Genomic DNA, 13,238 nt, shown 5'->3' with positions numbered 1-13,238 from the left:
CATGTGCCATCGACCGGCTATCCCTGGTCCCGCCTCGCCGTGCACCTCCACACGCACGCCAACTTCGCCTGGGGGCAGGCGATCGGCGTCCGGGCTCAGCGGCCCGGTGGGATAGACCTGAACTAGGGGCAGCTTCACAGTGAATCGCGCCGCCGCCTCGAAAAACGCCCGCTGAACGGAACACCGGAAGCAGGAGCGCCGCTCGCCAGGGAGCGACGCCCCTGCGGATCGAAGCCCTAGAATGTCTTTCTGATGCCGACCTCGACCACACGGCCAAGCGGGTTTCCCGAGGTGTAGTCGTAGTTGTACTGGCTCGGAACGTACGGCGGGTCCTTGTCGAAGACGTTCTGGATGCTCGCCGTCACCACCGAGTCCCACGGCGCTTCCCAGCGCACGATCAGGTCGTGCTGCCAGAAGGCCTTTGACTTGCCGACGGGCAGGAGGTCGCGCCCAGCGCACGACGTGGAAGCGCCCGCGCAGGCCGCCGCGCCCGTTGTCGCGGCCGAATTTGGGACGGTGACGAACAGCGGCGATCCGAAGGCAGGCGATGTGCCTTCCGAGAACCGCGTCTGCCAGCGCACCGAAAGCGGCCCCTTCACGAACGCCGCGAAGGCGTTGGCCTTGAGCTCGGGGTAGGAGAAGAAGTCGTTGATCAGGTCGGACAGACCTGCGCGGTCCTCCTCAGGCGAGATAGGGATGTCTGCGCCGAGCATGGTCACTTCGCCGCGCTTATATTCGATCAGGTAGGTGGCCTCGCCTCCAACTGCCCAATGGCCATCGAACCAGCCGTCCCAGTCGTACTGCGCGCGGAACTCCACCCCGGAAGTATCCGTCGTCGGGCCGTTGACCACAAAGCTGCGGAGGCGGGCCACGTTCGCCGCGCCGCAAGCGCCGGCGAACGTAAAGCGGGCTTGCAGCGCTGCGAAGGCCGGATTTCCGCAGTTCACGTTGGACGCGCCCGGGAACATTGCGGCGTACAGGCGAGCGCCACTTTCCTCGATGATCTCGTCCTTGAACTTGAAATTAAAGTAATCGACGGTGGCGGAGAAGCCGCCGAGATCCAGGATGGCGCCGACATTGAAGGTGTCGGCCTTCTCGGGCTTCAGGTCGGGATTGCCACAGCTCTGGAAGGCGCGGTAGGCGCTTCCGAGCACGCGCACGCCATTATTGCAGTTGTTGCCAACCAGGCCCGGCCCGGGCGCCCGGAAGGTGGTGCTAGCCGTGCCGCGCAGCGCAAGCCAGTCGACCACCTGCCATTTCAGGGCCACCTTGGGGTTGGTGGTGGAGCCGACGGCGCCTTGGTAGTCCTCGTGGCGGATCGCGAAGTTGACGTTGATGGCGGCCGTGACGGGGAACTGCAACTCAGCGAAGATCGCCTTCACATTCGCGTCGTCGTCGCGGTCGGAATCGGACCCGAAGAACTGTAGGGGCCCACTTTCATCGGCGCACGCCGGGCGGTCCGGGCATGGCGTCTCCGCCGAATTGAAGAGGGCGCCGTACTTCCGAATCTCCTGGGTGTAGCGGTATTGCGCGCCGGCCGCCCAGGCCACGGGGCCGCCGGGAAGCTCGATGCCGCTTTCGCCCGAGAAGACGACGTCGGCCACGAGCAGCCGGTTCGTCAAGACATTGGTGTAGTTTCCGTACAGCCAGGCGACCACCTGCGGGTCGTTCGCCACCGACGGGTTGAAGAACGGATTGGCCGCGCCATTCACCACGCTTGTGGCGACGCCGTTGGTGAACGGATTGAAGTAGTAGCACCCCAACGCGGCGTTGCCGGCGCCGGTCGTGAAGTTGGCGGTCTCGGCCGCGCTACAGCCGCCCGGATCGTCTGCCTTGGCCCCGAAGCCGCGCAGGGCCAGCTGGATATTGCGGACCAGGAGGTCGTTCGTGTTCGAGGTGTTCTTCTGCTCCATATAGGTGAGCGCCGTGTCGTAGTTGACGCTTCCGAACACCTTGCCCTGGAAGCCGCCCGAGACGCGGAAGCCGTCGTTCTGGATCGACTGGTGGTCGGCCTTGTCGGGGTTGAGCGGATGGCCGGCGAAGGCGATCGCGCGCCAGCCGAGCTGAACGATATCCACCCCCGGGCGCCCAGGGGCGCGCCAGGCTGGGCGCCGACGCTGCTGTTGGCGGTGGCGCGGATCGCCGCGCATTGCGCGGCGGTCAACGGCGCGGCGCAGCTGTTCAGCAAGGCCACGAGGCCCGGGTGGTTGGCTGGAATGTTGTACGGAACTGAGAAGTTAGGGCCGTTGGGAGCTGTCGGCGAGAATGACGTGCCGCCCGCCGAAACTGGCGACGGATATTGGGCAGTCAGGTTCGCAGGCGAAATCCGCTGGACCGGCGTGTCGTTCTTCGTCCAGGCGACTTCCCCGTGGAAGGACATCGTCTCCGAAAGATCGAAGTTCACCTCACCGTAGAGTTGGTAGTGGTCCTCCTCATTGACCAGGTCGTTGAAGTTGGAGAACTGGAACCGGCACGTGGAACTGAATGTCGCTGGATTCTGCGGCCCCGTCGGCACCGCGACCGTGGCTGTGGCGCCCTGTCCTAGCGTGCCGTTCAGCGGATTCTGGTAGGTCACGTTGTTGGTGAGGACGCCGCCCAACTCCTCGCAGCCGTTATCGCGGAAGAGGTTCGCTCCGGCGAGGAACAGGCCGGGGTTCGACGCCCCGGTCCAGCCCCCTGCGCCTGCATAGCCGCCGAAATCAAACGACCGGAGCGCCCAGTCGCGGTCATGGATGTCAAGCCGCGAACGGTGGCGGTACCCGCCAGTGAGCAAGACGTTGCCGTTGTCGAACTGCTTGCCCCACGCCGCGTCGAGCCGGTAGTCGCCGTCCGAGCCGTCGATGAAGGCGTATTCGGCGCTGACCTCGAGGTTGTCGAGATCCTTGCGGGTGATGAAATTCACCACGCCCCCGATGGCGTCGGAGCCATAGGTGGCCGCCGCCCCGTCCTTGAGGATCTCGATCCGCCCGACGGCGGCGGTCGGGATGAAGTTGAGGTTGGCGCCGCCGCCTTGGAAGGCGGCTACGGGGCTGTCAGCGAGCCGACGGCCATTCATCAGGGTCAGCGTCCGTGCCGCACCGAAGCCCCGCAGGTTGATCGTCGCCGTCCCCGCGCCGCCGTTGTAGCGGTTGCTCTCGCCCAGCGCCGATTGCGACGAGGTCACGTTCTTGACGAGCTGGACGACCGTCGGCGAGCCCTGCTCCTCCAGGTCCTCTGCGCTGAGCACGTCGACGGGCAGGGCCGCGTCCTCGGGCGTGCCGGCGATAAAGGAGCCGGTCACGACGACTTCCTCCACTTCGGCCGGTTGGCTGGTCTGGGCCTGGGCGTCCGCCAAGCCCGCGCCCCCCGAAGGAGATGGCGATGGAAAGTATCGAACCACCGAATAGGTGACTACGCCTGGTCAAGATAGACTCCTCCCTGTTTTTCTCACTTCTTTGATTGTGTCTTCTGAGACCGTGCGGCATGGAAGCCGCCGAAATACGAACTGAGTACGATGAAAGGCCGGAGGCTGCGCATTGCAGCGCCCCGAAGGTCCGTGTCCGAAGCCAAGGTACGCGCGAAACGCTCGACACCTTCGCGTCCTCCAGTCGCGACGATGCTGCATCTTCGGCGCAGCAGACGGGACATGTAATCTTCGTTGCTTTAGCTTCGCCGCACTTTCCGGGTCACGCAATGAGAAAAGCGGGGCTGTGAGCTGCGCCGTCGGTGCGGCGGCGAAAAGCGCCCGCGACCAAGGGAGACACGAAGGGGACCTGCGCCGCCAAGGCCGATCTTCCGCGGGCCGAGTTTGCGCTGTATGTTACAATCGTATTTGGCGGTCTGAGCTGCAGCGTTGGAAATGGGGGGATACAGGGTGAGGTTTCTGAAAGCATCTGTCGGAGGGCTCCTGGCGACGCTCGCAATCGTTGCAGCCGGCCAGGCCGCTGAGCCGGTCGTGGCGCAGCTTGAAACCGCGCTCAACGAGCCCTTAAAGATCGTCGCTGGCGGCGCTGTGTTCAATTGTCAGGACGCCCGCTGCGTGGCTCGGGCTCGGACCAACCAGACACTGAGCGTAAGCGCCTGCAAGCAACTCGCGAAGCGGGTCGGGGTGATCACTGCGTTCGGCGACTCTCGCGACAAGCTTCCCCCAGAGAAGCTGGCCGCCTGCAGACCCAACCGCTAGCCAAGGCGTCAGAACTCACTCGGGCGCTGACGGCTGCTATCCTCTGCCGGCGCTCAGCTCGGCTAAACGCTCATCGGTCGCCCACGAACTGCGGATGGTGCAGCCGGGCGACCGCCGGTCATCTGCCGGAGCCGCCCGGGCGGCGGCGGGTGCGCTGGCCTTTGGGTCACGCTATTCGCCCGTGAGATAGACGCCGCGGCCGCTGGCGTATAGGTCACCGCCAGCGCTTCGCACCATGCTTTCGGCCACTGACAGCCGCCGCCCAACCTTCACGATCCTTGAGGATGTGAGAATGGGCCCAGCGGTCGCCGGACGGTGATAGTCCACCGAGAGTGTAGCGGTCGCGGTGACCCGATGGCCGTGAACCAGCAGGACGTAGAACCCGGCGAGATCGATCAACGAGGCCAGAACGCCCCCATGGACGGAACCGATGCGGGGGTTGGAGACAATCTCGTCCCGCCAGGGCATCGCGAGTTCGAGGCCGTCGTCCGAGAGTGCCACGATGTCCAGGTCCAGCCAGTTGTGAAAGGGGGCGGCCCGCAATGCCGCCTGCCAGGCCTTGACAGGGGCAGCGCCAGGCAGCTCAGCGTCATCGGTCACCGCACGTCTCCCCAGCCCATCGCCCACTCAACAGAACTGACCGGCTCGCGTGAGGCTCTCCTCCGCGCTCCTGACGAGATCCTCCAGCACTTCACGCGCCGGACGTATCTGCCGGATCAAGCCGAGCCCCTGGCCAGCAAAGCCAGGCGCGATATCCTTGCGTTCCGCCTGGGTGGCGGCTGCGAGAACCGGTCCGGAGATCATCGACTGATAGGGCATCGGGAGGGGCTCCTTGCCGGCGTCGACCCAGGCCTGCGCCCACTTGTTCCGCACAAGCCTCGCGGGCTTGCCGGTCACGGACTTCGACACCACGGTGTCCGTGTCGCCGGATTCCACAAGGGCTTCCTTCTGGAACTGATGGATGCCGGCTTCCTCGGTCGCGAGAAAGGCCGTTCCAATCCAGGCGCCTTCGGCGCCAAGCATCAGCGCAGCGGCGACCCCCGCCCGTCGGCGATACCGCCCGCACCAAGGACCGGCACGCGGCCCGCGAGCGCATCCACGACCTGCGGGATGAGCGCCATGGTGCCGACCGGGGAGTTATGGCCGCCGCCGTCATGACCTTGTGCGACAACCACATCCACCGCGGAAGCCGCCACCTGCAGAGCGTGCTTCACTGAACCGATGACCGCCATGACCTTGGTGCCGTTCTCGCGCATCCGCTCCATCCACGGGCCCGGATTGCCAAGCCCGGCGGCATAGACGGGGACCCTCTCCTCGACGACCACCTCCATCTGCTCCTCGAAGAATTCCTTCGAGAAGAACATCGGCCCGCCTTGCCCGTCGGCGTTGGACCGCCGTGGCGGCCGCGCCACTTTCGTCAAGCCCTCCTGGCGCATGAACTCGTCCGCGAAGGATTGGTATTCGCTCGCGAGGTCCAGGGGCGACGGCTTCCCCGGCCCCGCGGTGTCCCTCCCATCGCGCCGCACCGACGCCGGCAGAAGGGTGTCGACACCGAATGGCTTATCGGTGAGGGATCGAACCTCGCGGATCCACTCGCGCAGTTCCTCGCGCGAGCAGGCCGCCGCGCCCAGCACGCCAAGCCCGCCTGCATTCGAAACCGCCGCCGCCAGCCGCGGGACGCTGGCGCCGCCCATCCCGGCGAGCACGATCGGATACTGAATGCCGAAGATATCGCAGATGCGGCTATGAAGGGGCATGGGTGACTCCTGTCTGCGAGGGGGCAGTCGACGAACCCTGCGTTCGCCGATCCAACCGGGTCATGTCCGCACCACCCGCCTTGAGGCGCGGTCCGCCGATCCCGAGAGACGGAACCCGCGGTATCCGTCCGCCGCCACGGTGTTGCAGATCTGTCGGTAGTGGCCGCCGACGTAGGGCATGAAGACCCGCGGCTTTCCGGGGATGTTCGCCCCGATGTACCAGCTGTTGGCCTTCGGGAAGAGGGTCTGGTCGGCGGCCTCGTTGACCTTGCGGACCCAGTCCTCTTGGGCCTGCGGGTCGGCCGCGATGGCATCGACTCCGTTGGCGTCCAGCCACGCCAAGCAATCGGTGATCCATTCGACGTGCTGCTCGCAGCTGCTGATCATGTTGGACAGCACCGAGGGGCTGCCCGGACCGGTGATGGTGAAGAAGTTGGGGGAAGCCGGCGACTTGCAGTCCCAGGTATGTCTTGGGCCCGTCCCGCCACGCCTCGGCCAGGCTGACACCGCCCTCCCCGACGATGTCGATGTTCAGCAGCGCCCCCGTCATGGCGTCGAAGCCGGTGGCGTAGACGATGGCGTCGACCGAATACTCCTGGGCCGTCGTCCGCACACCCTGCGGCGTAATCGACGCGATCGGGGCCTGGCGCAGGTTCACCAGGGTGACGTTCTCCTGGTTGAAGATCTCGTAATAGCCGGTGTCGACGCAGATCCGCTTGGCGCCGATCGGATGGTCGTCGGGCGAGAGAGCCTCTGCGACTGCGGGATCCTTCACGGTTTCGCGGATCTTCTCGCGCACGAAGTCGGCCGCCGCGGCGTTGGCCACCGGGTTGGTCAGCAGGTCCGCCAGGGCGCCGAGGTAGCCGGCGCCGCCGATGTTCCACAGCTCTTCGAACCTGGCGCGCTGCTGTTCGGCCGTGAGGCTGCGGAAGGGGCTGCCGCCGGCGATCCCCGCCGCGCCCTCCAGCACCATCTGCCGGTAGGCCGGGTACTGCTCCCAGAACGCGGCGTAGTCCTGCTCGGTTAGCGGCCTGTTCCGGGCCGGGACGCTGAAGTTCGGCGTGCGCTGCAAGACGTAGACGTGGGACGCCGTCCGCGCGATCTCGGTGATCGACTGGATGGCGGACGAGCCGGTGCCGATCACCGCCACCTTCTGCCCCTCGAAGCTGACCGGTTCGTGCGGCCACGTGCCGGTGTGGAGGGTCCGGCCCCCCGAAGCTGTCCTGGCCGGGGATGTCGGGCGCGCGAGGCGCCGACAGGCAACCCGTCGCCATGATGCAGAAGCGGGCGGAGACGCGATCACCGCGATCCGTGGTCACCGTCCAGCGGCGGACGGCCTCGTCCCAGACCGCCGACCTCACCTTGGACTCGAAGGCGAAGACCCGCTTCAGGTCGTACTTCTCCGCCACGAACTCGGCGTAGGCCAGGATTTCCGGCTGGGCGGCGTACATCTCGCTCCAGCGCCATTCCCGCTGGACCTCGGGCGACCAGGTGTAAGAGTAGAAGAGGCTCGGGATGTCGCAGCGCGCGCCGGGGTAGCGGTTCCAGTACCAGGTGCCGCCGACGCCGCCCGCCGCATCGAAGCCCTGGACCGTCATGCCGAGCTGCCGCAGCCGATGGACCATGTAGAGGCCGCCGAAGCCAGCTCCAACCACCACCGCGTCCACCGCGTCAGTGCTCACAGGCCTTCCTCCCCCGGCCCTGGCGCGCGCACGGGCAAGGTTTTGGCGCCCACGCCCGCGAGAACGACCTCGACCATGGAGTCGATGAAGGCCTCGATCTTCGCCAGCATCGCCTGACGAAGACGGCGTGGCGTCGTCCGGACGTGGTTGGTGACGGCCCCGACCACCAGATCCATGATCAGACCCGGGTTGACTGATGCGGCGAGCTCGCCTCTGGCGATCGCTCGCCGGATGATGTGCCGTCCCTGCGCGATGGTGGCCTCCGCGTAGGGACGCAGGAACGCCAGGAGCTCGGGATGTTCGGCCAAGTCCAGGCTGATCCGTGGATGCGCACCGCTGAACGGACCCGTGAGGGTTTGGGCCACCATGCGAGCGAGGGCCCGCAGATCTCCCTGCAGGTTTCCGGTGTCGATTTTCGTGACGGCGAGCCAGCGCGCCTCGAAGGTCTGCCTCAACAGTTCGCCACGGCCAGGCCACCGGCGGTAAAGGGACGCCTTGCCCACCCCCCGAGCGACGGGCCACCGCCTCGAACGAGAAGGCGGCCCAGCCGCCCTCGGCATAGACGGCCATCGCCGCGTCGAAGACCCGCGCCTCAATCGAGACGTCTCTTGGCCGTCCGCGGGCGGGCGACTCTGCACTCGACGCCAAAAGGCTCAAACGTCCGCTCCGGATCGCCCATTTTCTGTTTTAGACGAGAACCGTCCGATAATCTCGGCGCCCACGTCAATGCGCCCCTCCAATGGCGTCGCGAAGTCGCGGCGCAAAGGCGCAGCGGAGGACATCAAGCTTGCTGAGCAGCCCTCCATGCTATTTTGTGACGACCGTCGTCTATTAATCGGGCATGAGCTATGCCGGCTTTGACCATCGAGGAACGCTCGGCCCTGAGGGCGGCCATCGGCAGGCTCCTGGCTGACAGGAGCACGCTCTCGGACGTTGGGCGGGTCATGGACAGCCGCGAGGGCTATGATGCCGCTCTCTGGCGTGAGCTGGCCGCTATCGGCCTGCTCGGGCTGGTGATCGACGAGGAATTCGGCGGCGCGGGCGCGGGACCCGTGGAACTCGAGCTCGTCATGGAGGACGCCGGCGCGGCGCTTCTTTGCGCGCCTTTCTTGTCAAGCGCGGTCTTGTCCGCGGAGCTCGTCCGCCGACTGGACGACGCCGACGCGGCCGGAAGAATTCTCCCCGGCCTTGCGGCGGGCTCTCTCATCGCGGCCGCCGCCCTGACGGGCCCGCGCGGGTGCTGGACGCCTGACGGGGTGGCGGCGACCGCCAGCGGTGAGGGCGAAAGCTGGCGGCTAGATGGTGAGGCAGCGTTTGCCATCCACGGACACGTCGCAGACGTGCTGCTCGTGGCCGCCCGATCTGCGGACGGAATTGACGTCTTCGAAGTGGATTCCGGTGCGAAGGGGGGTCAGCCGGGCGTTGCTTGCCACCTTCGACAGGACGCTGCGGCTCGCGAACCTGCGGTTTGATGGCGCCGCGGCCAGGCGGATAGGCAAGGCCGGCCGCGGCTGGCAGGCCATCGAGGCGGCGCTCGATCTTGCCCGCGTGGCGCTTGCGGGCGAACAGGCCGGCGCCGGTCAGCACGTGCTTTCCTTCACCGTGGATTATGCGAGGACCCGCATCCAGTTCGGACGGCCGATCGGAAGCTTCCAGGCGATCAAACACATGGCTGCCGATCTTTTCCTGGAATCGGAAAGCGCCATCTCGGCGGCGCGCTACGCCGCTGCCCAGCTTGCGGCAGCGGCGCCGACGCCAAGGCGGCCGTGGAGCTGGCGGCCTTCGCCTGTTCGGATGCCTTCGTGAAGATCTGCGCCGACGCGATCCAGATGTACGGCGGCATCGCCTTCACCTGGGATCACCCGGCCCACCTCTACCTGCGCCGGGCCCGGGCCGACGCGCAACTATTCGGCGCGCCGGCCTTCCACCGCGACCGCTACCTGCGTGAACTGGAGACCGCCCATGGCTGACGACTCCGCCCGCTCGGCGGCCGAAGAGAGCCTGCGCGACGAAGTCCGCGCCTGGTTGGCGGCCACCTGGACAGGTCCGCTGCAAAGCGAGGCGGACCGCAAGACCTGGTTGGCCAAGGTCGTCGAGGCCCGCTGGGCCGTCCCCCCGCTGGCCGGCGGAATGGATGGGCCGAAACCTGAAGGACGCCGAGGCGCGAGTGGTCGAGCGGGAGTTCGCCGCGATCGGCGCGCCCGGCACGGGTCAGGACCGCACCAACCTATGGGCCAACACCCTGCTCGCCGGGGGGACGCAGGCGCTCAAGGAGGAAGCTGATCGTCCCGCTGCTGCGCGGCGAGGTCGGCATGTGCCTGCTCTATTCCGAGCCCGGCGCGGGCTCGGACCTGGCGGGGGTCCGCACCCGCGCCGACCGGCAGGGCGACCAATTCGTGATCAACGGCCAGAAGGTCTGGACCAGCTACGCCGCCAGCGCCGACTACGGCATGCTGATCGCTCGCACGAACTGGGAGGTGCCCAAGCACCGCGGGATCAGCTTCTTCTTCCTGCCCATGAAGCAGCCGGGCGTCGAGGTGCGACCGCTCCGGCAGATCACCGGGGAGAGCCAGTTCAACGAAGTCTTCTTCACCGACGCCCACTGTCCTGAGGAAAACCTGCTCGGCGAACTCGGCGAGGGCTGGGGCGTGCTGCAAACTGCCCTCGCCTACGAGCGTTCAGCGATGGGCGAAGCCGCGCGCGGCCCTCGCAGCGGCGTGCCCGAAGGCTCAGGCGAGCCGCTTATCGCGCTGGCGCGGGAGGCGGGCATGCTCGGTGATCCGCTGATCCGTCAGGAGATCGCCAGGGTGATCGGCCTCAAAAAACTCAACGCGCTCAACGCCGCCCGCGCCAAGGCGGACTTGAAGCAGGGCACATCCTCTCCGCTCATGAGTCTCGGGAAGCTGGCGATGAGCCGCATCCTCCACGAGGAGGCGCGTGTCCGGACGCTGATTCTCGGCGCCGGCAGCCTCCTGGAGGGGCCCGAGCACCCAAGGGCCGACGACGCCAACTTCCTGACGCTGAACGCCTACTTCACGTCCATCGGCGGCGGCACGGACCAGATCCAGCGCAACATCATCGGCGAGCGGGTCCTCGGCCTGCCGAAGGAGCCGGAGGTCGATCGGCATATTCCGTTCCGCGAGGTTCGCACGAGCTAGAGCCGCCAAGCCCCGGCGGTGACAAAGACACTGGGAGAAGAGAGCGTGGGTTGGAATTTCGGCGACATTCTCGAAGCCGTCGAGCCGGTTTTGCCGGTGGACGCACCAGCCTTCGTTCACGGCGAGCGAACCATCCCCTGGAGCGAGGCAAGCCGGCTCTCCAACAATCTGGCCCGCGCCCTGATCGCCCGCGGCGCGACTCCAGGCGACAAGATCGCCGTCTACATGCGCAACCGGCCGGAATACATGCTGACGGTCGCGGCGGGCTTCAAAGCGCGTCTGACCCACGTCAACGTCAACTACCGCTACACGCCCGACGAGGTCTGGTACATTTTCGACAACTCCGACGCCCAGACCGTGGTCTACGCGCCCGAGTTCCGCGAGGCGGTCGCCCAGATCCGCGAGCGCCTGCCCAAGGTGAAGACCTGGGTCGAGGTCGCGACGAGCGGGCAGACCGCACCCTTCGCCGAAAGCTTCGACGCACTTGCCGGCGAAGGCGAAGGCTCGCCCCTGAACATCGAGCGCTCCGGGGACGATCTGTTCTTCATCTACACCGGCGGCACCACCGGCATGCCCAAGGGCGTGATGTGGCCGCACCACGACCTGCGCGAAATCACCCTCGGCGCCGCTCGCAAGATGGGCCCCGTGCCCGAGACGCTGGAAGCGCTCGCCGAGCACACCCGCAAGGTAGGCCCCGGCGGGCGGGCGCTGATTGCTCCGCCTCTGATGCACGGCACGGGCCTGCTTACCGCCATGGGCGCGCACCTGTCCGGCGGCTGCGTAATCACCCTGACGGGCGAGAGCTTCGATGCGGTCGAGACGCTGGAGGCCATCGACCGCCAGCGCCCACAATCGCTGACCATCGTCGGCGACAGCTTCGCCCGCCCTCTCCTGAACGCCCTCAACGCCAACCCAGGCCGCTGGGACGTCTCCAGCCTGGCGACCGTGGTCTCGTCGGGAGTGATGTGGAGCCTCGAGGTCAAGCGCGGCCTATTAGAGCACATGCCACAGGCGACGCTCAGCGACGCCTTCTCCTCGTCCGAGGCGCTCGGCATGGGCAGCTCGATCATGACCAAAGCCGGCGAGGTGCAGACCGCCAAGTTCATGATCAGCGAGCGCTGCCGCGTGTTCGACGAGAATGACCAGCCGGTGACGCCAGGATCGGGCGTACGTGGACTCGTGGCGCTCGGGCCGCCCAACCCGGTCGGCTACTACAAGGACGAGGAGAAGACGGCGCGCACATTCCGGGTGATCGACGGCGTCCGCTATTCCATGCCCGGCGACTGGTGCATCGTCGAGCCCGATGGCGCGCTTACTCTGCTGGGCCGCGGCAACGCCTGCATCAACACGGCTGGCGAAAAGGTCTTCCCGGAGGAGGTCGAGGAGGTCCTGAAGACCCATCCCAGCATCGAGGACGCCCTGGTGGTGGGCTTGCCTGATGAAAAGTGGGGTCAGGCGGTCACCGCTGTCGTCGACCTCGCCCCTGGCCAGGCGCTGGACGAGGCCGCCCTGAAGGCGCACGTGCGAAGGTCGCTGGCAGGCTACAAGACGCCAAAGCGAATTTTCGTCGCCGACCGATCCCTCCGCGTCAGCAACGGCAAGGCCGACTACGGAGCGGCCAAGGTCTGCGCCGAAGCCGGAGCCCGCGAGGCGGTGAGCGCATGAGCGAAGCCGTCCTCGTCGAGCGTCGTGAAAAGGTGATGATCGTCACCCTCAACCGGCCCGAGGCCCGTAACGCCGTAAACCGCGCAGTCACCGTCGGGGTAGGTGAGGCGCTGGAGGAGGCCCGCCGCAACCCGGAGATCTGGGCGGTGATCATCACGGGCGCCGGGGGATCAGTCCTTCTGCGCCGGCGCCGACCTCAAGGCCCTGGCCAACCGAGAGCCGTTCGCCGTGGGCGAGCGCGAGCGGGCCTGGGGCTTCGCCGGCTATGTAGAGCACCACATCTCCAAGCCGACCATCGCGGCGGTGAACGGGACCGCGCTCGGCGGAGGCACCGAGCTGACCCTGGCTAGCGATCTGGCCGTCGCCTCGGAGACCGCCACCTTTGGTCTGCCAGAGGTCAAGCGCGGCATCCTCGCGGCCGCCGGCGGCGCCTTCCGCCTGGGCCAGCAGCTGCCGCGCAAGATCGCCATGGAGATGATGCTGACCGGCGAGCCGATCTCGGCCCCACGGGCGCTGGAGCTCGGCCTGGTCAACGCCGTCGTGCCGCAGGCGCAAGTGATGGACGCAGCCCTGAAGATGGCGGCGCGGATCACCGCCAACGCGCCGCTGGCGGTGCAGGCCTCGAAGCGGATCGCGCTCGGAATCCAGCACGGCGAGATCGCCTCCGAGGCGGCCGCCTGGGCGCAGACCCGCGCCGAGATCGGGACCGTGATGCGCTCCGAAGACGGTCGCGAGGGCCCGCGCGCTTTCGCCGAGAAGCGCGCGCCGGTTTGGCAGGGCCGCTGAGAATTCAGTTCGAGGTGAGGGACGCAAG

Annotated in this window: 10 protein-coding genes and 4 pseudogenes; 7 read left to right on the top strand and 7 right to left on the bottom strand. The window is 67.1% G+C overall.

Translation table 11 applies throughout. The features are described from left to right. Nucleotides 1-236 precede the first annotated feature (236 nt). The 7 genes and pseudogenes from LRS04_RS19725 to LRS04_RS19695 form a co-directional block, all read right to left on the bottom strand. A complete protein-coding gene (locus LRS04_RS19725) occupies nt 237-1,913 on the bottom strand; it encodes a TonB-dependent receptor domain-containing protein (RefSeq protein WP_257817784.1) in 1,677 nt (558 codons plus the stop codon). A 1,001-nt stretch (nt 1,914-2,914) separates the two neighbouring features. After that, nucleotides 2,915-3,280 (bottom strand): annotated as a pseudogene (locus tag LRS04_RS19720) (TonB-dependent receptor plug domain-containing protein); the annotation flags it as partial. 1,053 nt (nt 3,281-4,333) lie between these two features. Further along, a complete protein-coding gene (locus tag LRS04_RS19715; RefSeq protein ID WP_257817783.1) occupies nt 4,334-4,762 on the bottom strand; it encodes a PaaI family thioesterase in 429 nt (142 codons plus the stop codon). A gap of 27 nt (nt 4,763-4,789) precedes the next feature. Next, nucleotides 4,790-5,856 (bottom strand): annotated as a pseudogene (locus LRS04_RS19710) (NAD(P)H-dependent flavin oxidoreductase). Between the two features lie 49 nt (nt 5,857-5,905). Then, nucleotides 5,906-7,069, bottom strand: coding sequence for a hypothetical protein (locus tag LRS04_RS19705; protein ID WP_257819272.1), 1,164 nt, complete (start codon nt 7,067-7,069; stop codon nt 5,906-5,908). A gap of 130 nt (nt 7,070-7,199) precedes the next feature. Beyond that, nucleotides 7,200-7,544 (bottom strand): annotated as a pseudogene (locus LRS04_RS19700) (cyclohexanone monooxygenase); the annotation flags it as partial. Between the two features lie 53 nt (nt 7,545-7,597). Beyond that, nucleotides 7,598-8,056, bottom strand: a complete 459-nt coding sequence (locus tag LRS04_RS19695; protein WP_257817782.1) for a TetR-like C-terminal domain-containing protein — start codon at nt 8,054-8,056, stop codon at nt 7,598-7,600. A 402-nt stretch (nt 8,057-8,458) separates the two neighbouring features. Between LRS04_RS19695 and LRS04_RS19690 the strand changes: the two genes are divergently transcribed. From LRS04_RS19690 to LRS04_RS19665, 7 genes and pseudogenes are all read left to right on the top strand, one after another. Next, on the top strand, nt 8,459-9,073 hold the full coding sequence (locus LRS04_RS19690) for an acyl-CoA dehydrogenase family protein (RefSeq protein ID WP_257817781.1): 615 nt from the start codon (nt 8,459-8,461) through the stop codon (nt 9,071-9,073). Then, nucleotides 9,024-9,407 (top strand): acyl-CoA dehydrogenase family protein, encoded by a 384-nt coding sequence (locus LRS04_RS19685; RefSeq protein ID WP_257817780.1) that lies wholly within the window; start codon nt 9,024-9,026, stop codon nt 9,405-9,407. The genes LRS04_RS19690 and LRS04_RS19685 overlap by 50 nt, the downstream gene beginning before the upstream one ends. Next, nucleotides 9,404-9,571 (top strand): hypothetical protein, encoded by a 168-nt coding sequence (locus LRS04_RS19680; RefSeq protein ID WP_257817779.1) that lies wholly within the window; start codon nt 9,404-9,406, stop codon nt 9,569-9,571. The genes LRS04_RS19685 and LRS04_RS19680 overlap by 4 nt, the downstream gene beginning before the upstream one ends. 342 nt (nt 9,572-9,913) lie before the next feature. Continuing rightward, nucleotides 9,914-10,759 carry an acyl-CoA dehydrogenase family protein gene (locus LRS04_RS19675; RefSeq protein WP_257817777.1) on the top strand — a complete coding sequence of 282 codons (846 nt, stop codon included), beginning with the start codon at nt 9,914-9,916 and terminating at the stop codon, nt 10,757-10,759. A 45-nt stretch (nt 10,760-10,804) separates the two neighbouring features. Next, on the top strand, nt 10,805-12,424 hold the full coding sequence (locus tag LRS04_RS19670) for an acyl-CoA synthetase (protein WP_257817776.1): 1,620 nt from the start codon (nt 10,805-10,807) through the stop codon (nt 12,422-12,424). Continuing rightward, nucleotides 12,421-12,531 (top strand): annotated as a pseudogene (locus LRS04_RS28325) (crotonase/enoyl-CoA hydratase family protein); the annotation flags it as partial. The gene LRS04_RS19670 and the pseudogene LRS04_RS28325, both read left to right, overlap by 4 nt. Nucleotides 12,532-12,628: 97 nt before the next feature. Beyond that, on the top strand, nt 12,629-13,210 hold the full coding sequence (locus LRS04_RS19665) for an enoyl-CoA hydratase-related protein (protein WP_257819195.1): 582 nt from the start codon (nt 12,629-12,631) through the stop codon (nt 13,208-13,210). The last annotated feature ends 28 nt before the right edge of the window (nt 13,211-13,238 follow it).

This window comes from Phenylobacterium sp. J367, from assembly GCF_024699985.1.
GTDB lineage: Bacteria > Pseudomonadota > Alphaproteobacteria > Caulobacterales > Caulobacteraceae > Phenylobacterium.
This window is presented reverse-complemented; position numbering and strand designations above follow the sequence as displayed.

What these genes read in the sequence shown, in the direction of transcription:
- LRS04_RS19725 (WP_257817784.1), bottom strand. Translation starts at nt 1,913, where the DNA reads ATGGAGCAGAAGAACACCTCGAACACGAACGACCTCCTGGTCCGCAAT.
- LRS04_RS19675 (WP_257817777.1), top strand. Translation starts at nt 9,914, where the DNA reads ATGTGCCTGCTCTATTCCGAGCCCGGCGCGGGCTCGGACCTGGCGGGG.